We start from the raw sequence: 19,813 nt of genomic DNA, 5'->3' as shown, positions 1-19,813 counted from the left end.
CGCACGGCCGGCAAAAAATGGGTCGCCGGGTCGCAACTGGGCTTACGGAAAAGGGCGGCTGAACGCTTACTCTCCGTTCACCTCGATTCCACTCGGAAACCTGATATCGGCAGCGATGTGCTACGAAACGGAATCGGGCATGGAAGGCAAGGGGGCGGGCAAGATGGGGTTCGATCCGGATACTCTGTTTTTTGCGGCCGGCATATGCGCAACGGCATTGGCTTTGACGATGCTGAGCATGTGGCTTCAGAACAGAATGGATAGCTTCCTCATCGGTTGGATGCTGGGCATGGTGCTCTTGGGGGGCGGCGTCATTCTTTACGCGACGATGTCGCCCGGGCTGCCGGTTCCGGTGACCATAGCCTTCACCGTCGAGATCGTCGGTTTCGTTGCCATCTACGTGGCCGCGCGGCTTTTTGCCGGCAAGCAGCAGCGATGGATCGCAACGACGGTTCTCAGCATAACTTTAGCGCTTCCGGTGGGCGTGCCCATCGCACTGGGCTTCAACGGGCTGGGGATCGCGTTCTACAACGTTCTGGCGGCGCTGCTTCTGGCCATGACGGCGCTGCAATATTGGGGCGTACGTTCGGAAGCGCCTGCCTGCATCACGGGTGTGACGCTGCTTTACATGCTGTCGGCGCTGTCGTTCCTGGCCTGCGGGTTCATGCTGTTCCGCAGCGGCAGCTGGGTGCTGGAACAGCGGCCCGACAACTGGGCGGAACATTTCAACGCCATCATGTCCATCGCCGGCATAACCGGCATCGGTGCATTGTCGCTAGGCCTCAATCAGTCCAGGGTTGCCCGCCGCCATCGACTCGAGGCACAGACCGATGCGTTGACCGGATTGCTGAACCGCCGGGCGCTGTTCGACAATCTGGCATCCGACAGCCTGTGTCCGGGCGATGCCGTCGTCGTCTTCGACCTGGACGGGTTCAAATCCATCAACGACCAGTTCGGGCATCATGCAGGCGACCGGGTGCTTTGCGGGTTCGCGCAGGCGCTGCGTCAAAACTCGGCGCAAGGGGACCTGATCGCCCGGATGGGCGGAGAGGAATTCGTTCTGGTGATGCGCAAGGCTCCCCCAGCGGTAGCCGCTTCCACCGCAGAACGCATCAGGGCCGCGTTCGCGGCACAGCCGGTGGAAACGGCAAAAGGAGCTGTCAGAGGTACGGCCAGCGCGGGAATAGGCTTCTGCGCTTCGCCGGACGAAGGCTTCGAGAGCGTCCTCCATAGAGCCGATACTGCGCTCTATCGTGCCAAGAACACCGGTCGCGACCGCGTCGCCACCGAATTACAGGCGGTGGCGTAATTCCTCGCGCGCGGCAGCTTTGTCTGGAGTCGTTCGGGACATCGTTGCCATGAAGTCCGCAATAACAGGGCTCGCTAGGATCGGCGGTCCTCTTGCCGTTCGGCATATTGCTCGAGCCGCTGCCGCAATACCTGCATCTCCTTGGTCAGGCCGGCCAGTTTATCGTCCGACAGACCGGTCGCCTCGACGATGCAACGCATGATGTCGCGGGCATCTGTCCGGATTGACCGGCCCCTGTCGGTCAATGAAACCAGCACACGCCGCTCGTCCGCGCTGTCGCGCCTTCGCGTCAACAACCCCATCGCTTCCAGCCGTTTCAACATCGGCGTGAGCGTGTTTGTGTCCAGCGACAGCCGCTCCCCCAGATGCCCGATCGTCACGTCGTCCTCCTGCCATAGGGCGACCATGACCAGATATTGGGGATAGGTCAGCCCGAGGCGGTCCAACTGCCGGCGATAGACGCGATTGAAGGCCAGGCCCGCGGAGTAGATCGCGAAGCACAGGAAACTGTCCAGATCGGAGATATCCGGTGATGCGGGCGGCTGGGCTTTCATGCACGGAATTTATATCGCGGGCGATAAGATCGCAAGCGTTGACAAGCCGCGCCCGGTAATTTAGATCGGCTGCGATTTTATCGCTCACGATATTTTGATGTGCGGGCGAACCGGCAAAATCAGGGTTCAACCTAAGGATGGAGAAAGCGATGTCGGTAGACGCAAAATACAAGACCTCGGCCACTGCGAGCGGAGGCGGACGCGACGGCCGAACGGCTCTGGCCGATGGCACGCTCGATTTGCAGCTGGTCGTTCCCAAGGAGCTCGGCGGCCCCGGCGGAGACGGGGCGAACCCGGAAAAGCTGTTCGCGCTCGGCTATTCCGCCTGCTACCTCGGTGCGATGCGCGTCGCCGCAACCCAGACCAAATTGAAGGTCCCGGAGGGCTCGACTGTCACGGCGACCATCGGCATCGGCCCGCGTTCGGAAGGCGGCTTCGGAATCACCGCCGAACTCGATGTCTACCTGCCCGGCATGGCTGAAGCGGATGCCCGAGAGCTGGTCGAGACCGCCCATGGCATCTGCCCATATTCCAACGCCATCAAGGCCAGCGTGGACATCAAGACGACCACGCGCGCCTGATTGATCGACCTGCCGCCGCTCCGCGCACGAGGCACGGAGCGGCGGAAGCGCGGTTGCGCTTACGTGGTCCCGGGCTCTTCTTCGCCCACCATTGCGGCGGCGATCTGCTCCAGCCCGACCGAGCCGATCGGCCGGCCGCTTTCGTCGACGACGCTCAAGCGGTCGCCGCCGTTGGCCAGCAGCAGGCGTGCGGCGTCGTCTAGTACGGTCGAGGCCGGGATTTCGCGGCCGCCGGGCGCCGGGCCGCGTTCCATGATCGCCTCGACATGCACGACGCGACCACGGTTCACCTCCTTGACGAACTTGGCGATGTAATCGTTGGCGGGGCGCAGCACGATGTCCTGCCCCGTGCCCTGCTGGATGATCTCGCCATCGCGCAGGATCGCGATCTGGTCCCCGAGCCGCAAGGCCTCGTCGAGGTCGTGGGTGATGAAGACGATGGTCTTGCGGATTTCCTTCTGGAGATCGAGCAGGACGGTCTGCATGTCCATGCGGATCAGCGGATCGAGGGCGGAGAACGCCTCGTCCATCAAAAGGATCGGCGCATCGTTGGTGAGCGCGCGCGCGAGCCCGACACGCTGCTGCATGCCGCCCGAGAGCTGGTTGGGATAGCGGTTCTCGAAGCCGGACAGCCCCACGCGCTCGATCCAGCGCATCGCCTCCTTCACTTGCTTCTCGCGCGGCAGGCCGCGCACCTCCAGCCCGTAGACCGTGTTGTCGAGCACGGTGCGATGCGGCAGCAGCGCGAATTTCTGGAACACCATCGCCGTCTGGTTGCGGCGGAATTCGCGCAGCTCCTTGTCGTTCATCTTCACCACGTCGGCGCCTCCCACCAGCATCTGGCCGGCGGTGGGATCGATGAGGCGGTTGATATGGCGGATGAGGGTGGACTTGCCCGAGCCGGACAGGCCCATGATCACCTGGATCGCGCCGCCGGGCATCGAGATGTTGATGTCCTTGAGCCCGAGCACCAGCCCATGCTTGGCGTTGAGGTCGGCCTTGCTCATGCCCTGCCTGACCAGCTCGACCGCCCTTGCGGCCGCATCCGACGGGCCGAAGATCTTGTAGAGCGAGCGGACCTCGATGCCGAATGATTTCTGCGCCTCAGCCATGGACCACCTCGAGATGGCGCTGCAGGCGCTTGCCGTAGGCCTGGCTGACGCGGTCGAAGATGATGGCGATGCCGACGATGGCAAGCCCGTTGAAGACGCCGAGCGTGAAATACTGGTTGGCGATGGCCTTCAGCACGGGCTGGCCCAGCCCCTGCACGCCGATCATGGAGGCGATGACCACCATCGCCAGCGCCATCATGATGGTCTGGTTGACACCGGCCATGATGGTGGGCAGTGCCAGCGGCATCTGCACGTTCTTCAGCTTCTGCCAGCCCGACGAGCCATAGGCGTCCGCCGCTTCCAGCACGTCCTTGTCCACCAGCCTTATGCCGAGATTGGTCAGGCGGATCATCGGCGGGATGGCGTAGATCACGACGGCGATCAGGCCCGGCACCTTGCCGATGCCGAGCAGCATCACCACCGGGATGAGATAGACGAAGCTCGGCATGGTCTGCATCACGTCGAGCACCGGGTTGATCATGCTCTGCAACCTGTCGGACCGGGACATGGCGATGCCGATCGGAATGCCGATGATGATGGACAACACCGTGCAGACGAAGATCATCGAGATGGTCTTCATCGTGTCGTCCCACATGTCGAACAGGCCGATCACCACCAGCGTCAGCAGCGAACCGGCCACGATCTTCCAACTGCGTGTCGCGAACCAGGCGATCAAGGCGACCAGGGCCAGGATGATCGGCCAGGGCGTGTTGGTCATGAAGCGCTCGGAATGGATGAGGAAATATTGCAGCGGGTCGAAGAAGGATTCGATGCCGTCGCCATAGGCGCGCGTGAAGGTCCTGAAACCCTCGTCGATGCTCTTCTTCAGCGCGCGAAGGAAGTCGTCGTTCAAATGCGGAAAACTCAGAAGCCAGTCCATCGCTTTTTGTCTGTCTCCATGCGGGGCTGCAGGCATGTGTGCCGAGGCGGGCGCCAGGCCGGCCTTCGCTGGCCGGAAAGGATCGAAACGGCGCTCCGAAGGGATTGAACGTCAGCGGGGGCGCTGTTGCAAGCCATCCGCCAAGGGCGATCCGCGTCGGCCAAAAAGAGAAGCGGCGGTAAACCGCCGCTTCCGGTTGAAGAGACGGCGATCCTTACTCGATCGCCTTCTTGACCTTTTCGGCGACGTCGGCCGAGACCCATGGGGTCCAGACGTCGGGCTGCTCCTTGAGGAAATGCTTTGCGCCTTCCTCGCCGGTGGCCTGGTTATCGGTCATCCAGGAGAGCAGCTTGTTGACGGTGGCGTTCGACCAGGTGCGCTTCTTGAAATAGTCCATGGCCGGACCGGCGCGCTCGGCGAACTTGGTCGTCACCAGCGTCTCGACATGGTCCTTCGGCCATTCGTTCGGCTTCGGATCGGCGCAGTCGGCCACGGTGTTGCAGCGCTTCCATTCAGCGGCGTCGTAGGGCACGCCGTAGTCGAGCTTCACCATCTCGTACTTGCCGAGGATGGCGGTCGGCGCCCAGTAGTAGCCCATCCAGCCTTGCTTGCGCTCGTAGGCCTTGGCGATCGAGCCGTCGAGCCCGGCGGCCGAGCCGGTGTCTACCAGCACGAAGCCGGCCTTTTCCGCGTCATAGGCTTTGAAAAGCTGGCCCGTGACAAGCGTGCCGCCCCAGCCTTGCGGGCCGTTGAACACCGCGCCCTTGGAGGAATCCTCCGGCGAGGGGAACAGTTCGGGATGCTTCAGCGCATCCGGAATGGTCTTTATGTCGGGGTGGGCGTCGGCGATGTATTTGGGGATCCACCAACCCTGCACCGCTCCGTCGGACAGCGCCTGGCCGGTCGAAACCAGCTTCTTGTCGGCGATGCCGCGATGCACGACATCGGGCAGCAGGTCGACCCAGCCTTCCGGTGCGACGTCCGGCTCGCCCTTCTCCGTCATCGAGGTCAGGGTCGGCACGGTGTCGCCAACCACGAGATCGGCCTTGCAACCGTAACCTGCGTTCAGGATGATCTTGTCGATGTTGGCCAGCACTTCGGCTGACTGCCAGTTCATGTTGGCGATGGTGACGTCGCCGCACTCGGCGGCCGACGCGGCGCCTGCGAACCCGCCCAGCGCCACGGCGAAGACGGCCGAGGCAAGAAGTTTCTGCATATATGTTCCTCCCGATTGTTCGATGATGGTTTCCGCTCCGCTCTCCGCTTCCGGGGACAATTTCTGGATGCAGACAGCTATGCCACAAGCCAACAGGTCGCGGCGCTTCGGATATTGCCTGCACGCGACGAATCATTGCCTGCTTGCGACGCGGCTTGATTTAGGACGGTTTGTCGCGGAATGGCGCGGCGAAGTGGTGCCGCGGCCGGCCGTCAGGCCGCCTGGCGGTCGCCCGCTCCCAGCGCGGAGGACAGGTCCACGACGGCCTTGATGGGCAGGTGATCGGATGCCACGCGCGCCAGAGGCGTGTCATGCACCGTCACCGGGGAGAGAATGTCGTTCCGGTTCGCGATGATGCGGTCCAGTGCCAGTAGGGGCAACCGCGAGGGGAAGCTGGGCACCGCGGCGGGCAGGGGGCCGAAGGCGCTGTCGAGCGCGTTCAGGGCGGAGCGGTCGTTGAGGCGCCACTCGTTGAGATCGCCCAGCAGCAGGGTCGGAATCCCGTCGGCCTTCATGATGTCGAAGATGGTGCGCGCCTGATGGGTGCGCGAGCGGCGCAACAGGCCGAAATGCGCTGCTATGATCCTGATGGCCCTGCCGGCTTCCGGTTCGATCTCGGCAACGATCGCGCCGCGCGGTTCCAGGCCCGGAAGCTTGATCTGGTGGACATCGCGCACGGTGCCGCGCCTGAACAGGACGACGTTTCCGTGCCAGCCATGCGCCTTGGCCTTGCCGAAAACCGGCACGATGGCGAGGCCGGTATCGCGCTCCAGCCGCTCGAGGTCCAGCAGGCCGTTGCGGTCGCCGAAGCGCTTGTCGGCTTCCTGCAGGGCGATGACGTCGGCATTGATCTCGCGGATCACCCGCGCCGTGCGCTCGGGATCGAACTTGCCGTCGGTGCCGACGCATTTGTGCACGTTGTAGGAGGCGACGAGCATGCCGGTCGGATGCGGATTGAGAACCAGCGTCGGCGGCTGGAGGTTTTCCCTGCGCATGCGGATCCGTTCGAGGATGCTGGAAGGAACGCCGCCGGCCAATCTCTGCATATGTCTTTCCCTTCTTCGGGAGCGCCACTTTATACGTGATACCGCAATTTGTACGTAGAGAATGCGAAGGCCGGCGCAATCTCTCAAAAAATGCAAACTGTTTTACGATCCTGCAGGCGACATCTGTCAGAGATAAGGCGACCCCAGCCACAAAATGCGGTTCACGAGACGGATCGGGAACGGTCTGGCGCGCAGATCGGCCAATGTGACCTGCGTTGCCTTGTCGATCACGCTGCCGATATGTGCGTCGATTCGGCTTGCGAAGGCTCTGTCCAGCACCTCCAGGTCGATCTCGAAATTCAGCCGCAGGGACCGTGGATCGAGATTGGAGGAGCCGACGAAGGCCCAGGTGGAATCGACCGAAAGCAGCTTGGAATGATCAAAGGCGCCTTTCGCGCGCCAGACGCGGCAGTAACTTCTCAGTACCTGGTCGAACTGGGCCGTCATGGCCCTGTCGACAAGAACGAGATTGTTGGCGGAGGGGACGACGATGTCGATCTCCACGCCGCGCCGCGCCGCCGTGGTCAGGGCGCTGATCAATTCGCGATCGGGCAGGAAATAGGGTGACATGATGCGGATGGAGCGGTGCGCCACGGAAAAGGCCCCCATCAGCATCTTGTGATTGGCTTCGAGGCTGGCGTCCGGACCTGAAGGCAGGACACGCGCGAAGATCGGTGAATCCGGTTCGCCGTCCGCGGCTTCGATCGTCCAGGCGTCGCCTTGCAGCCTCTCGCGGCTGGCGAAGTACCAGTCCTCCGCCGCGGTCGAGAAGATGTCGCCGACCACCGGCCCCCTGAGATGAAAATGCGTGTCGTGCGCGCTGCCGGCGCCGGCGAATTCGGCGGTGAAGCCTTGCCTTATGTTCATGCCTCCCATGAACGCTGCGGTCCCGTCCACCACGAGGATTTTCCGATGCGTCCTGAGATTGGCGTAGGGCAGGCGCAATCCCATGATGATGGCGCCGTTGAACACGTCTGTGGAAACCCCGCCCTCCCGCAGATAGCCCACGATGCTGGGGACCGAATAGCGCGCACCGACCGCGTCGATCAGCACCCTTACGCTGACGCCTCTCTTGCAGGCCTGGATCAAGGCGTCCGCGATGCGCACGCCGATCGGATCGCGGTCGAAGATGTAGGTTTCAAGCAGGATGCTGCGGCGGGCGCCCGCTATGGCGGCGAGCATGGCGGCATAGGCTTCGTCGCCCGTCTTAAGCACGTCGATGGTGTTTGAAGTCGTGAGCTTGTGATGGGTTATCCTGTCTCCCACGGTCTTGAGGGCGACGAACCTTTCGCCGAAACGCGCGCCGACGAGATCGTCGGTCGTGTCGAAATTGGGATGTTCGCGCATCTCATGGCCGGCTGCCGATCTTTCCGCGGCTATGGAACCGCGCCTGATCCTGTTTATTCCCGCGATGGCATAGATCAGCGCGCCGACGATGGGCGACAGGACGATCACGCCGACCCAGCCGATGGCCGAGCGCACTTCATCCTTCGTCATTGCCGCATGGGCGGCGGCGACGGCGGCCACCACGACGGACAGGATCGCGAGAAAATGGGGCCAGTAGGTTTGCACGAAGCTCCACATGGCGCGGCCTAGAGGATCGTCCGCGCAAGGCCGCGGTGCGGAGGCTGTCGGGTCATGGCCGGTTTTCCAGGTTCAGGATTGTCGGCACAGGCGAACCGCGCCATTCCAGACGCCAGATGCCGCCCTGGCGCAGGTTCTGGACGAGATCGGGAAAGAAAGCGGCAAGACAGGTCCCTCCCGGGCGGCGCACGGAAGGGTAGACGATGCCGATCCCTCCCTCTTTCGCCCTCAGGTGCTTCGCCAATGCCTGCCCGGCGGGATAGGCCGTAGCGATGTCGGGGTCGAGCGCGGGATCGTGCCTGAACGCGTCTCCGCGCAGATCGTGGAACCGGCCGACGAAATCCGCGACGAGTTCGGCATAGTCGGTGGTGTTGTCGAAGCGGTCGATCGCGATGAGTTCGCGGGTCAGGTGAAACGAGATTTCCCCCAGAGCGGTGTCCACCTCGAAAGCGCAATACCACGCGCCGCGGGAATCGTCGTTGAAGCGGTTGCCGCCGGGCCGCGTATAGGCGAACGCGGCGTTGATGAAGGTGTAACCGGGCCGGCCGAAAACCAGTTCGCGCGGATCGAGGTCGGGCAGGCCGCCCTCCTGTGCCCTGAGGCGGCCGCTGGTCGCCCCTTCGAGTTCGGCCAATCCCGCCAGATCGCCATCGCTGCCGGCCAGGGGGAGCAGGACAGGGTCCTTCAGCCGGCCTGTCGAAATCAGCCGGATCGTGTCGCGCCGGGAAATATCCACCCTCGGCGGGTTTTGCATCAGAGACCGCCGCGCAAGGCATCGATATGCTGGCGCACCTGCAGCAGCTTCGGAATGCCTCCTTCCAGCATCGCATCCAGCGGGCGCCGGCCGCCATAAAGCGGCCCCTTGTTCGGCAGCCGCACCCATTCGTCCGCAAGCTGTTCGGAAAACAACAGGCGCAGGCCCTTGAAGATGCCGATCAGCGCGCTGATACGCGTCAGCGTGTCCTGGGAGAGCGTGCCTTCCCATGCGCCTTTCTTCATGCGGAACCAGGTCCGCTCCGACACGTCGCCGATCAGGGTGCAGGTTTCGGCGCTGGTCAGGCGCCAGATCTCCGCCAGCCTGACGATGCCGGTTATCGCTGCCGGGGTGAGCCGCGACCGTGCCGATGCGTCCGCCAGGTTCGCCGGCGGACCCTGGGCTGCGATGTCGCCAACCGATTGTGCGGCAACCATTGTCCAATCTCCATAGGTTTGGCAGCTAATATGCTGCCAATTGGCAGGATTTTCAAGTCAGGCCGTGTTTTGCGCCCGTCACTGCGACGGATATCGAGGTTTCCGTCCTCGCGTCGGATCGCCTGATCGACAGCAACGGCGCACCGATCCGAATAATCAAATGCCTGGGCGTGCTGCACGCTGCCGTTGCAGGCGCAGGGGAGCCGAAAAGCCGGCTGGGACCAGGGATCAATCCGGAAGCGTGGCGGCGAGCCGGGTGGCGGCCTCCAGGAACAGGGGCAGCCTTTCGACGGCCTTGCCGAGATCGAAGCGGGCGCCGGGCGCATGGCAGGCAAGGGCTGCGATCGTTGCGCCGGACCGGTCCTTGACCGGCACGGCGATGGCCACCAGCCCGAGCAGGAATTCCTCGCGGTCGAGGCTGTAGCCCTGGCTGGCGATGACAGCGAGTTCGTCTTCCAGCTTCGCCCTGTCGGTGATGGTGTGGGCGGTGAAGGGCGAGAGGTTCATGGCCGAAAGCGTCCGCTCGCGCCGCGCAGGCGGCATTGATGCGAGGAACAGCTTGCCGCTCGCCGTGCAGTGCAGCGGCACGCGCGATCCGGGCTCCAGGTGAAGACGCAGCGGCCAACGCGCTTCCACGCGGTCGACATAGACGACCTCATCGCCGGCCAGCGCGGTGAAATTGCAGGTTTCGCCGATCTCGTCGACGATGCCTTTGAGAATCGATCGGCGCTCCGCGCCGGCCCCCCAGCGCAGCACGTCGATGCTGAGACGCATCAGTCGCGGGCCGACGGCATAATGACGCCCGCCCGGTTCGCGCGCCAGATAGCCTTCGTTCTCAAGCCGTTGGCACAGGCGATGCGCCGTCGGCTTGGGCAGATCCAGAATGCCGCAGAGTTCCGGCACGGTCAGCGCGCGCCCGGTGCGTGCGATCGCTTCCATCAAATCGAGGACGCGGTTGATGGCCGAACCGCTGTCGCGCTCGTCGTCTTTCTGTCGTGCCAAGTGGCGCTTCCTCGTCCGTTGGACCGGTGTCGCGCCAAGCAATAGCAGGCGCCACAATCGCGTCAAAGGCTCCCGAGCGATGTGGTCTTGTCCTTCCGATATCTCATTCAGTGAGACGAAACATCTCACCGTGTTGACAGTTTGCCAAAGGTCGATCATCCTCCGCATGTCCTGGGAGGAGACGCGCGGTCATGAGCGCTGCGGCAGAGTTCGATTTTATCGTCGTGGGCGCCGGCTCGTCGGGCTGCGTCCTGGCCAACCGGCTTTCGGAGGGCGGCCGCTACAGCGTCGCCTTGATCGAGGCCGGTCCGCGCGACCGCAATCTCTGGATCCATCTCCCCATCGGCTACGGCAAGACGATGTGGGATTCGCGCGTGAACTGGCGGTTCAACACCGAGCCGGAAGCGAATATGGGCGGTCGCCGCATCTACTGGCCGCGCGGCCGGGTGCTTGGCGGCTGTTCCTCCATCAACGGCCTGATCGTCGTCCGCGGTCAGCCGGAGGACTATGACGGCTGGGAAGCGCTCGGCAATGACGGCTGGTCCTGGCGCGATGTGCTGCCCTATTTCCGCAAGCTGGAAGCCAACGAAGAATTCGCCGACGATCAGCTTCACGGGAGCAATGGTCCGCTGAGCGTGACCAGCATCGGGCGCAAGAACGAACTTATCGAAGCCGTTATCGGCGCCGCCGAAAATTGCGGCGTTCCGCGGACCGAAGATTTCAACGGCGCGAGCCAGGAAGGGGTCGGCTACTACCAGCTCACCACCCGTAACGGCTGGCGCAGCAGTACCGCGGTCGCCTATCTGCGGCCGGCCGAGCAACGGGCGAACCTCACCATTTTCACCGAGATGCAGGTCACCCGCGTCCTGTTCGAGGATCGGCGCGCGACCGGCATAGAGTTCCGGAACAAGGGCCAGGCCGGCAGCCTGCGGGCCCGGCGCGGGGTCATCCTGTCGGCCGGCGCCGTGCAGTCGCCGCAACTTCTGATGCTCTCGGGATTAGGGCCGGCCGAGCATCTGCGCCAGCACGGCGTTCCGGTCCTGGCCGACTTGCCCGGCGTCGGCGGCAACCTTCAGGACCATTTGCAGATCCGGCTGATTTATCGCTGCACCAAGCCGATCACCACCAACGATCAGCTCCGCTCGCTGCTCGGCCGGGCCCGCCTCGGGCTGGAATGGCTTTTGTTCCGCACCGGCGCACTGGCGATCGGCATCAACCAGGGCGGACTGTTCACGCGCGTGCTGCCGGAATCGGAAACGCCCGACATCCAGTTCCACATCGCCACGTTGTCGGCCGACATGGCCGGCGGCAAGGTGCACGACTTTCCAGGATTTACGCTTTCGGTCTGCCAGCTGCGGCCGGAAAGCACCGGCACGATCTCGCTGGCTTCGCCCGATCCGCTTGAGCCGCCGCAGATCGTCGCGAACTATCTCGAGGCCGAGACCGACCGGCGTTGTGCCGTCGCCGCCGTCCGCTTCGCCCGCAAGCTGGCGGGCACCGAGCCGCTGTCCGACTATGTTGCCGAAGAAATGCTGCCCGGCAAGGCGCAGCAGAGCGATGCGGAACTGCTCGATTTCGCGCGCCATCACGGCGCCACCATTTTCCATCCCGCGGGCACCTGCCGGATGGGTCCCGCGGAGGACCGCGACGCCGTGGTCGACCCACGGTTGCGGGTGCGCGGCGTCGACGGCCTATGGGTGGTCGATTGCTCGATCATGCCGAGGCTGGTCTCCGGCAACACCAATGTTCCGGCCATCATGATCGGCGAGAAGGCTGCCGACATGATCCGGGAAGACGTCGAAACGCCATCGAGGAGGAGAGAATGGCAGGACAGGCAGGAGGACTGGCGGACCGCGATCTGAGGCGCGTCGTCTATGCCAGCGTCATCGGCGCGACGATCGAATGGTACGATTTCTTTCTCTATGGCATCGTCGCCGGCATCGTCTTCAACACGCTTTTCTTTCCGGGCGAGGACCCGGTCGTCTCGATCATGCTGGCCTACACCACCTTTGCCGTGGGCTTCATCGCGCGGCCGCTGGGTGGCGTGATCTTCGGCCATTTCGGCGACAGGATCGGCCGCAAGAGCATGCTGGTGCTCACGCTGCTCATCATGGGCGTCGCCACCGTGCTCATCGGCCTTCTGCCGACCTATCAGCAGATCGGGGTCGCGGCGCCGATCCTTCTGCTCGTGCTGCGCATCGCGCAGGGTATCGGCATCGGCGGCGAATGGGGCGGGGCCGTGCTGATGGCCTACGAATACGCTCCCGAAGAGCGGCGTGGCTATTATGCCAGCCTGCCGCAGATCGGGCTCGCCATCGGCCTGTGCCTGGCGTCCGGCGTCACCGCGATCATGTCGTTCCTGCCGGAAGACCAATTCATGGCCTGGGGATGGCGCATCGGCTTCATCGCCAGCATCGTTCTGGTGGTCGTCGGCCTCTATATCCGTTTGCGCATTCTGGAAACGCCCGAATTCCAGCGCATCAAGGCCAGCCAGGCGGAAGCCAGGATTCCTTTCGTGGACATGGTCCGAGATTATCCGAAGAATATCCTGCTCGGTATGGGCGCGCGCTATATCGACGGTGTGTTCTTCAACGTCTTCGCCGTGTTCTCGATCGTCTATCTGTCGAAATATGTGCAGGTGCCGCGCACGACCGCATTGTGGCTGGTGACGCTGTCGGCCTTCATCATGATCTTTACCATCCCGATCTTCGGCAAGCTGTCGGACCGCTGGGGCCGGCCGCGCACCTACGCCGTCGGCTCGCTGCTTCTGGCGCTGTGCACGTTTCCGGCCTTCTGGATGATGAGCGGCGGCGACACGGTGATGATCGCACTGGCGCTGATCGTGCCGTTCGGCGTCATCTATGCCATGTGCTACGGACCGGAGGCGGCGCTGTTCTCCGATCTGTTCGACGCGCGCGTGCGGTATACGGGCATCTCGTTCGTCTACCAGTTCTCCGGCATCTTCGCGAGCGGGCTCACGCCCATCATCGCCACCTACCTGATCGCCACCGGCAACGGCAGCCCCTGGTATCTGTGTGCCTATGTGGTGTTCTCGGCGCTGATCAGCATGGTCTGCGCCGCGGCGATCCGCGGGCCGGTGGCGGATACCCGTCCCGGCGACGCCGGGCTGGCGGTGGCCGGACGGCGCAGATGAGGCGCGATCGTTGCCGGGGCCGGCTGCGTGCGATCCATATGCGACCCATTGACGGGCGCGCCGGCAACGTCCACGCTCTGCGCTGATCTGATTCAGCCATCATCCCGAGATGGTCGGCACAACCGTCTCCGGAAACATGCAGGAAAAGGCAGCGGCAGGCACAACCGAAGAGACAGGCGACAAGGTCCACGACGTGCATGTGGACCTGATCGCCGTGGTCGTCGCGGTGACCGACGGCGAGCCCTGCGTCCTCACCATCGGGCAGGCCGACGCCCTGCCTTCCGGCCCCTTCGAACTCGGCCACCGGTCGCTGCAATCCGGCCTCAGGGCATGGGTGGAGCGTCAGACCGGCCAGTCGCTGGGTTACATCGAACAGCTCTATACGTTCGCGGATCGCGACCGCGCCGGCATCGAGCGCCAGCAGCGCGCCATCTCGATCAGCTATCTCGCCCTCACGCGCGAAGACCAGACAAATGGGGCTTCCCATCGCGACTGGCGCAGCTGGTACGACTATTTTCCGTGGGAGGACCGCCGAAGCGGCGTTGCGCCGATCATCCCGAAGGTGTTGCAGCCCCGCCTGCTCGCCTGGGCGGCCGGCGCCGAGGACGAGGCGACACGGCGCAATCGCAGGCAGCGCGTGGTGATCGCCTTCGGACTGGACGATCGTGACTGGAACGAGGAACTCACGCTGCAGCGCTACGAACTGCTCTACGAGGCAGGCCTTGTCGAGGAAGCCAGCCGCGGCAGCGCCGCCGCCGCGCGGTCGCCGTTGCCCGGCCAGGAAATGACGGCCGACCACCGGCGCATCCTCGCGACGGGGATCGCGCGGCTGCGCTCCAAGATCAAATACCGGCCGGTCGTGTTCGAGCTGATGCCGCCCGTCTTCACGCTTCTGCAGCTCCAGCGCACCGTGGAGGCGCTGGCCGGCCGGCCGCTTCACAAGCAGAATTTCCGTCGCCTCATCGAACAGCAGGAACTGGTCGAGGAAACCGGCGCCACGACCGCCGATACGGGTGGGCGGCCGGCGAAGCTGTTCCGCTTCCGTCATGCCGTTCTTGCCGAACGGGCGATGGCCGGCACGAAATTGCCTCTCGCACGGCCTTGACATTTCTTATGCTCAAGGTAAGCATATGCTCCAGTTATACTCAACTAGAGCATAATCGGAGAAGCCAATGCTCGCCGCCCAACCGACATCCGCTTCGCTCTACGATCGCGTGCGCCGAGTCATTCCGCCGATCGAATGGCCAGCCTTTTCCGGCGATATCGACGCGATCCTGAAGCTGAAGCGCGAGCGCAACGCGGTCATCCTGGCGCACAACTACCAGACGCCGGAGATATTCCATTGCGTGGCCGATATCGTGGGCGACAGCCTGGCACTGGCCCGCAAGGCGATGGCCGTCGATGCCGATGTCATCGTGCTGGCGGGCGTGCATTTCATGGCCGAGACGGCGAAGCTGCTCAATCCCGGCAAGACCGTGCTGATCCCCGATCTCGGCGCCGGATGCTCGCTGGCCGATTCCATCACGGCAGAAGACGTGCGGCTGATGCGCGAGCGCCATCCGGGCGTGCCGATCGTCACTTATGTGAACACTTCGGCGGCGGTGAAGGCTGAATCCGATATCTGCTGCACCTCCGGCAATGCGCTGGCGGTGGTCGAGTCGCTCGGTGTACCGCGCGTCATCATGCTGCCGGATGAATATCTGGCCCGCAACATCGCCGCGCAGACCAAAGTCGAGATCATCGCCTGGAAGGGACATTGCGAGGTCCATGAGCGCTTCACGCCTTCCGATATTCGCGAATTGCGCGAAGCCAATCCGGGCGTCACCGTGCTTGCCCATCCCGAATGCCCGCCCGAAGTGATCGCGGAGGCGGATTTCGCCGGCTCGACGGCGGCGATGTCGGACTATGTCGGGCGGCACAAGCCGGCGCGTGTGGTGCTGATGACCGAATGCTCCATGAGCGACAACGTCGCCGTCGAGCATCCGGATGTGGATTTCGTGCGGCCCTGCAACCTGTGCCCGCACATGAAGCGCATCACGCTCGCCAACATCCGCGATGCGCTGGAACACGACAGGCATGCCGTGACCATCGATCCCGAAGTCGCGGATCGCGCTCGCCGCGCCGTGGAGCGCATGCTCGCCATATGAACGCCGATGTCCATGATCTGTGCGGCCGGCCGATCATCGTCGGCGCTGGCGCGGCGGGTTTGATGACCGCGCTCCGGCTCGCGCCGGAGCCGGTCGTCCTGCTCACCAAGGCGCCGCTCGGGGTAGAATCCTCCAGCGTTCTTGCCCAGGGGGGACTTGCTGCAAGCCTCGGAGCGGACGACAGCCCGGAACTGCATGTCGCAGACACATTGGCGGCGGGCGACGGCTTGTGCGACGAAGCCGTGGTCAGGCGCGTCGTCGAAGCCGCTCCGCACGCCATCGACGCCCTGCGTCGCCTTGGCCTTGCACTCGATTGCGCGCCTGACGGTACGCCTCTGCTCGGGCTGGAGGCGGCGCATTCACGGCGGCGGATCGTCCACGCCGCAGGCGATGCCACCGGCCGCGAACTGGTTCGCGCCCTTGTCGCAGCGGTGCGGCGCATGCCGTCGATCACAGTGCTCGAAGGCATGGACGTTCGCCGCCTTCTGGTGGAGGACGGTGGGATCGTCGGGGTAGTAGCGGTTGGAAACGCCGGCGCGGTGGCCCTTGCCAGCGACCGCGTCGTGCTGGCGACTGGCGGCGTGGGCGGGTTGTTTGCCGACACGACCAATCCGCTCGGCTCGTTCGGCCAGGGGCTGTCGCTGGCGGCCCGCGCCGGCGCCGCGCTCGCCGACCTCGAATTCGTGCAGTTCCATCCCACCGCGCTGGATACGCCGCAGCGCCCGATGTCGCTGGTGAGCGAGGCCGTGCGCGGCGAAGGAGCCGTGCTGGTCGACGGGCATGGCCGGCGCTTCCTGGCCGATACACCCGGCGCCGAACTTGCTCCGCGCGACGTCGTGGCACGGGCGGTGTGGAAGGAACTGGCTGCCGGGCGGCAGGTGTTCCTCGATGCGCGGCAATGTCTCGGCCACAGGTTCGCGGCCCGTTTTCCGCGCATCGCGCAGCTTTGCCGGGAGGCGGGGATCGATCCCGCTGTCGAGCCCATCCCCGTGCGGCCCGCGGTTCACTATCATATGGGCGGTGTGGCGGTGGATGGCGACGGCCGCAGTTCCGTGCCTGGTCTTTGGGCCTGCGGTGAAGTCGCCAGCAACGGCCTGCACGGCGCCAACCGGCTCGCCAGCAATTCGCTTACCGAGGCGGTCGTGTCTGCCGCATGGGTCGCAAAGAGCGTGGCTGCCGTCTCGCCGCGCGGCAATCGTCGGCGATTGCCTGCGATCGTGCCCACGCAACCGGATCCTGCGCCAGTCCGGCCCATCGTTTCCAAAGCGCTCGGCATCGTGCGAGACGGAGAGGCGCTGCGCACCGCCGTCGCGGCCCTGCTGCCGCTGGCCGAAAGTTGCGATGCGGCATCCGACCCCGCAGCGGTCGCATTGATGATGGCAGTCGCTGCGTTCGAACGCGATGAAAGCCGTGGTTCGCACTGCCGTTCCGACTTCACCCAGCGCAACCGCCTGGCGTGCCGCTCGCGCCTCACACTCGGCGAGGCCATGAAGACCGCAAGCGCGATCGCCGAACCGGCTACGCCGTTCGCAAGGAGTGCCTGATCCGATGGAGCTTTCGCCCCTGCCGCAAATCATGTTCGAGCCTCTCGTGCGGGCTACGCTTCTGGAGGATCTCGGCCGGGCCGGCGACATAACCACCGACGCGATCGTTCCCGCCGACGCTTCCGCGACCGTGACGCTTGCGGCGCGGCAGGATGGCGTGGTTGCGGGTCTCGATATCGCGGCTTGCGCGTTCCGTACCATCGACCCGGGCATCGAGATCGCGGTCGCCCGCCCCGACGGCAGCCGCGTCCGCGCCGGAGAGGCCATTGCGACGACACACGGCTCCGCGCGCACGCTTCTCACCGCCGAGCGGACGGCGCTCAATTTCCTGTGCCATCTGAGCGGCATCGCCACCGCGACCGCCGCGATCGTCGATGCTATCCGGGATCACAAAGCGCAGATCGTCTGTACCAGGAAGACGACGCCGGGCCTGCGTGCGCTGGAGAAATATGCGGTGCGTGCCGGCGGCGGTTCCAACCATCGTTTCGGACTGGACGATGCCGTCCTCATCAAGGACAACCACATCGCCATCGCCGGCGACATCCGCACCGCCATTCGGCGCGCGAAGGCGGCTTGCGGCCATATGGTCAAGATCGAAGTCGAAGTCGACACGCTGGATCAATTGGAGATCGCGCTGGAAACCGGCGTCGATGCGGTGCTGCTGGACAATATGTCTCCCGAACAGCTTGCGCGGGCCGTCGCCATGGTCGGCGGACGCGCCGTCACGGAAGCATCGGGCCGCGTTACGCCGGCCACCGCGCCGGCCATTGCCGCGACCGGCGTCGATCTGATCTCCATCGGCTGGCTGACGCACAGCGCGCCGATCCTCGATATCGGACTGGATACGGTGTAGCCGCTGCGATCGGCGGTTCAGACGACCCGCAAATAACAGGTCATGCCCGATTTCTGATGCTCGATGATGTGGCAGTGGAACAGCCAGTCGCCGAGATTGTCTGCGACGAGCCCGAGCTGCACCTTTTCGTTTGGCTGGATGAGATAGGTGTCTGAAACGAGCTGGCGCACCGGTCCGGTGGACGAGGACAGCACCGTGAAGCTCATGCCGTGCAGATGGAGAGGATGAATGCGCGGCGTCAGGTTCTCCATGTCTATAATGTAGCTCATGCCGAGCTTCAACTCGGCCAGAGGTTCGGTCGGATCGGGCGTATCTCCCGACCACGGCCTCTTGTTGATGGCCCAGAAGGCATAGCCGAGCGAGCCGCATATGCTTTCCACCGCGGCGTTCTCGGCCGTCGCGCTGAGGCTCAGCGCAATGCGCTGCGCCGAGGTTAGATCCACCCTTTCGACCGGGTTGGGCTCCAGCGGCTCCAGATCGCGGATGTCCCGTTTCAGCGATTTCCCCGTCGCGCGCAACGTCGCCAGAACCTTGGGGCTGGTGCCCTTGATGTCCTTCAGGCTGACGATCGCGCCCTCGCTGTCGGGCATGCGCACTGCCAATTCCAGACGCTGGCCCGGCCCGAGCTGGAGCACATCGAGCGGGAAAAGCTGCGGCAGCGGATTGCCGTCGATGGCGATCACCATCGCCTCCGCTCCCTCCATCTGGAAAGAATAGACGCGTGTCACGTCGGTGATGGCCATCCGCAACCGGACGAGCCCGCCCGCCGGGGCGTCGTAGCGCGGTTCGTCCTGCCAATTGGTCGTGCGCACCGTGCCGAAAGTGCCGGACTTCGCCGCGTCGCGCGGGCGGAACTGGGCGATGAACTGGCCGTCGCCGCCAAGGCGCCAATCTCGCAGGTTGAGTACGACTTCCGCGTCGAATTGCGGATCGTTCGGATTTTCCACGACGATCACGCCGGTCATGCCGTGACCCATCTGGGTCAGCGTGTTGCAATGTGGATGGTACCAGAAGGTTCCGGCGTCGGGCGGCGCGAAAGCATAGTCGAACCTGTCGCCGGTATAGACATAGGGTTGCGTCATGAACGGAACGCCGTCCATCTTGTTCGGGACGCGAACGCCGTGCCAATGGACCGTGGTCGGCTCGTCGAGGCCGTTGACCAGCCTTGCGGCGAACGGCTTTCCCTTTGTCAAGCGCAGCACCGGCGGCATCCCCGCCTCACCATAGGTCAGCACGTCCCGCGTCGGCCCGGTGTCTGCCAACTGCGCCTGTATCTTCGCCGTCTTCAGGACAACGGGGTCGGCGGCGGACAGGGCGGTGCCGACCAGATTGCCCGTCATCCCAAACCCCAGACCGCAGGCGCTGGCAGCGGAAGCCTTCAGGAAGTTGCGGCGCGTCAGGACAGGCATTCAGGTAACCCGGGTGCGGAGATGGCTGTGTCCACTTTAAAGTTGACCTGTGTCCTCATCAATAGCGTCGGCCCAGCCAAACGGTCGCATGAAGATGAGGCGGATTTTCCTCCGCTTCATGGCCGCTCAAAGCGCCAAGCATCCTTGCGTCCGGCCGCATAAGCAGTCTATCTACCTGAGGCGTCCGGGTTTTCGGCCTGCGGACGTCCTGCCATCAGGGATCAACCCATA

Annotated in this window: 18 protein-coding genes; 8 read left to right on the top strand and 10 right to left on the bottom strand. The window is 64.3% G+C overall.

All coding sequences use genetic code 11. The features are described from left to right. Positions 1 to 115: 115 nt before the first annotated feature. Positions 116 to 1,309, top strand: coding sequence for a GGDEF domain-containing protein (locus QU595_RS28180; RefSeq protein ID WP_315928343.1), 1,194 nt, complete (start codon positions 116 to 118; stop codon positions 1,307 to 1,309). Positions 1,310 to 1,383: 74 nt separating this feature from the next. On the opposite strand, the gene QU595_RS28175 is transcribed toward QU595_RS28180, so the two are convergent. After that, entirely contained in the window at positions 1,384 to 1,863 is a 480-nt protein-coding gene (locus QU595_RS28175) for a MarR family transcriptional regulator (protein ID WP_315928291.1), read from the bottom strand. A gap of 149 nt (positions 1,864 to 2,012) precedes the next feature. Between QU595_RS28175 and QU595_RS28170 the strand changes: the two genes are divergently transcribed. Continuing rightward, positions 2,013 to 2,444, top strand: coding sequence for an organic hydroperoxide resistance protein (locus QU595_RS28170; protein WP_315928289.1), 432 nt, complete (start codon positions 2,013 to 2,015; stop codon positions 2,442 to 2,444). A 59-nt stretch (positions 2,445 to 2,503) separates the two neighbouring features. On the opposite strand, the gene QU595_RS28165 is transcribed toward QU595_RS28170, so the two are convergent. The 8 genes from QU595_RS28165 to QU595_RS28130 form a co-directional block, all read right to left on the bottom strand. Continuing rightward, positions 2,504 to 3,556 carry a glycine betaine/L-proline ABC transporter ATP-binding protein gene (locus QU595_RS28165; protein WP_315928287.1) on the bottom strand — a complete coding sequence of 351 codons (1,053 nt, stop codon included), beginning with the start codon at positions 3,554 to 3,556 and terminating at the stop codon, positions 2,504 to 2,506. Beyond that, positions 3,549 to 4,436 (bottom strand): proline/glycine betaine ABC transporter permease, encoded by an 888-nt coding sequence (locus QU595_RS28160; protein ID WP_315928285.1) that lies wholly within the window; start codon positions 4,434 to 4,436, stop codon positions 3,549 to 3,551. Before QU595_RS28160 ends, QU595_RS28165 begins: the two co-directional genes overlap by 8 nt. A gap of 214 nt (positions 4,437 to 4,650) precedes the next feature. Continuing rightward, entirely contained in the window at positions 4,651 to 5,652 is a 1,002-nt protein-coding gene (locus tag QU595_RS28155) for an ABC transporter substrate-binding protein (RefSeq protein WP_315928283.1), read from the bottom strand. Between the two features lie 212 nt (positions 5,653 to 5,864). Beyond that, on the bottom strand, positions 5,865 to 6,698 hold the full coding sequence (locus tag QU595_RS28150) for an endonuclease/exonuclease/phosphatase family protein (protein ID WP_315928281.1): 834 nt from the start codon (positions 6,696 to 6,698) through the stop codon (positions 5,865 to 5,867). Between the two features lie 126 nt (positions 6,699 to 6,824). After that, positions 6,825 to 8,282 carry a phospholipase D-like domain-containing protein gene (locus QU595_RS28145; RefSeq protein ID WP_315928279.1) on the bottom strand — a complete coding sequence of 486 codons (1,458 nt, stop codon included), beginning with the start codon at positions 8,280 to 8,282 and terminating at the stop codon, positions 6,825 to 6,827. 52 nt (positions 8,283 to 8,334) lie between these two features. Continuing rightward, a complete protein-coding gene (locus tag QU595_RS28140) occupies positions 8,335 to 9,036 on the bottom strand; it encodes an RES family NAD+ phosphorylase (protein ID WP_315928277.1) in 702 nt (233 codons plus the stop codon). After that, a complete protein-coding gene (locus QU595_RS28135; RefSeq protein WP_315928275.1) occupies positions 9,036 to 9,473 on the bottom strand; it encodes an antitoxin Xre/MbcA/ParS toxin-binding domain-containing protein in 438 nt (145 codons plus the stop codon). Before QU595_RS28135 ends, QU595_RS28140 begins: the two co-directional genes overlap by 1 nt. A gap of 228 nt (positions 9,474 to 9,701) precedes the next feature. Then, positions 9,702 to 10,475: an IclR family transcriptional regulator gene (locus tag QU595_RS28130; RefSeq protein WP_315928273.1), complete on the bottom strand. Its 774-nt coding sequence runs from the start codon at positions 10,473 to 10,475 to the stop codon at positions 9,702 to 9,704. A 191-nt stretch (positions 10,476 to 10,666) separates the two neighbouring features. On the opposite strand from QU595_RS28130, the gene QU595_RS28125 reads away from it, so the two are divergent. From QU595_RS28125 to nadC, 6 genes are all read left to right on the top strand, one after another. Then, the gene (locus QU595_RS28125; protein ID WP_315928271.1) at positions 10,667 to 12,337 is read left to right on the top strand and encodes a choline dehydrogenase; all 1,671 of its coding nucleotides are present in this window, start codon (positions 10,667 to 10,669) and stop codon (positions 12,335 to 12,337) included. Beyond that, positions 12,298 to 13,629 (top strand): MFS transporter, encoded by a 1,332-nt coding sequence (locus QU595_RS28120; RefSeq protein WP_315928269.1) that lies wholly within the window; start codon positions 12,298 to 12,300, stop codon positions 13,627 to 13,629. Before QU595_RS28125 ends, QU595_RS28120 begins: the two co-directional genes overlap by 40 nt. A 136-nt stretch (positions 13,630 to 13,765) precedes the next feature. After that, positions 13,766 to 14,734 (top strand): NrtR DNA-binding winged helix domain-containing protein, encoded by a 969-nt coding sequence (locus QU595_RS28115; RefSeq protein WP_315928267.1) that lies wholly within the window; start codon positions 13,766 to 13,768, stop codon positions 14,732 to 14,734. A gap of 67 nt (positions 14,735 to 14,801) precedes the next feature. Beyond that, positions 14,802 to 15,776, top strand: coding sequence for a quinolinate synthase NadA (gene nadA / locus QU595_RS28110; protein WP_315928265.1), 975 nt, complete (start codon positions 14,802 to 14,804; stop codon positions 15,774 to 15,776). Next, positions 15,773 to 17,320, top strand: coding sequence for an L-aspartate oxidase (locus QU595_RS28105; protein ID WP_315928263.1), 1,548 nt, complete (start codon positions 15,773 to 15,775; stop codon positions 17,318 to 17,320). Before nadA ends, QU595_RS28105 begins: the two co-directional genes overlap by 4 nt. A gap of 4 nt (positions 17,321 to 17,324) precedes the next feature. Beyond that, positions 17,325 to 18,173, top strand: a complete 849-nt coding sequence (gene nadC, locus QU595_RS28100) for a carboxylating nicotinate-nucleotide diphosphorylase (protein ID WP_315928261.1) — start codon at positions 17,325 to 17,327, stop codon at positions 18,171 to 18,173. Between the two features lie 17 nt (positions 18,174 to 18,190). Here the strand turns inward: nadC and QU595_RS28095 are convergent, their stop codons facing one another. Beyond that, a complete protein-coding gene (locus tag QU595_RS28095) occupies positions 18,191 to 19,582 on the bottom strand; it encodes a multicopper oxidase family protein (RefSeq protein WP_315928259.1) in 1,392 nt (463 codons plus the stop codon). Between the last annotated feature and the right edge of the window lie 231 nt (positions 19,583 to 19,813).

Source organism: Mesorhizobium sp. SP-1A, assembly GCF_032460275.1.
GTDB lineage: Bacteria > Pseudomonadota > Alphaproteobacteria > Rhizobiales > Rhizobiaceae > Mesorhizobium.
This window is presented reverse-complemented; position numbering and strand designations above follow the sequence as displayed.

Excerpts from the sequence above, each read along its gene's own strand:
- QU595_RS28180 (WP_315928343.1), top strand. The coding sequence starts at position 116 with ATGTGCTACGAAACGGAATCGGGCATGGAAGGCAAGGGGGCGGGCAAG.
- QU595_RS28175 (WP_315928291.1), bottom strand. The coding sequence starts at position 1,863 with ATGAAAGCCCAGCCGCCCGCATCACCGGATATCTCCGATCTGGACAGT.
- QU595_RS28170 (WP_315928289.1), top strand. The coding sequence starts at position 2,013 with ATGTCGGTAGACGCAAAATACAAGACCTCGGCCACTGCGAGCGGAGGC.
- QU595_RS28165 (WP_315928287.1), bottom strand. The coding sequence starts at position 3,556 with ATGGCTGAGGCGCAGAAATCATTCGGCATCGAGGTCCGCTCGCTCTAC.
- QU595_RS28160 (WP_315928285.1), bottom strand. The coding sequence starts at position 4,436 with ATGGACTGGCTTCTGAGTTTTCCGCATTTGAACGACGACTTCCTTCGC.
- QU595_RS28155 (WP_315928283.1), bottom strand. The coding sequence starts at position 5,652 with ATGCAGAAACTTCTTGCCTCGGCCGTCTTCGCCGTGGCGCTGGGCGGG.
- QU595_RS28150 (WP_315928281.1), bottom strand. The coding sequence starts at position 6,698 with ATGCAGAGATTGGCCGGCGGCGTTCCTTCCAGCATCCTCGAACGGATC.
- QU595_RS28145 (WP_315928279.1), bottom strand. The coding sequence starts at position 8,282 with ATGTGGAGCTTCGTGCAAACCTACTGGCCCCATTTTCTCGCGATCCTG.
- QU595_RS28140 (WP_315928277.1), bottom strand. The coding sequence starts at position 9,036 with ATGCAAAACCCGCCGAGGGTGGATATTTCCCGGCGCGACACGATCCGG.
- QU595_RS28135 (WP_315928275.1), bottom strand. The coding sequence starts at position 9,473 with ATGGTTGCCGCACAATCGGTTGGCGACATCGCAGCCCAGGGTCCGCCG.
- QU595_RS28125 (WP_315928271.1), top strand. The coding sequence starts at position 10,667 with ATGAGCGCTGCGGCAGAGTTCGATTTTATCGTCGTGGGCGCCGGCTCG.
- QU595_RS28120 (WP_315928269.1), top strand. The coding sequence starts at position 12,298 with ATGGCAGGACAGGCAGGAGGACTGGCGGACCGCGATCTGAGGCGCGTC.
- QU595_RS28115 (WP_315928267.1), top strand. The coding sequence starts at position 13,766 with ATGCAGGAAAAGGCAGCGGCAGGCACAACCGAAGAGACAGGCGACAAG.
- nadA (WP_315928265.1), top strand. The coding sequence starts at position 14,802 with ATGCTCGCCGCCCAACCGACATCCGCTTCGCTCTACGATCGCGTGCGC.
- QU595_RS28105 (WP_315928263.1), top strand. The coding sequence starts at position 15,773 with ATGAACGCCGATGTCCATGATCTGTGCGGCCGGCCGATCATCGTCGGC.
- nadC (WP_315928261.1), top strand. The coding sequence starts at position 17,325 with ATGGAGCTTTCGCCCCTGCCGCAAATCATGTTCGAGCCTCTCGTGCGG.
- QU595_RS28095 (WP_315928259.1), bottom strand. The coding sequence starts at position 19,582 with ATGCCTGTCCTGACGCGCCGCAACTTCCTGAAGGCTTCCGCTGCCAGC.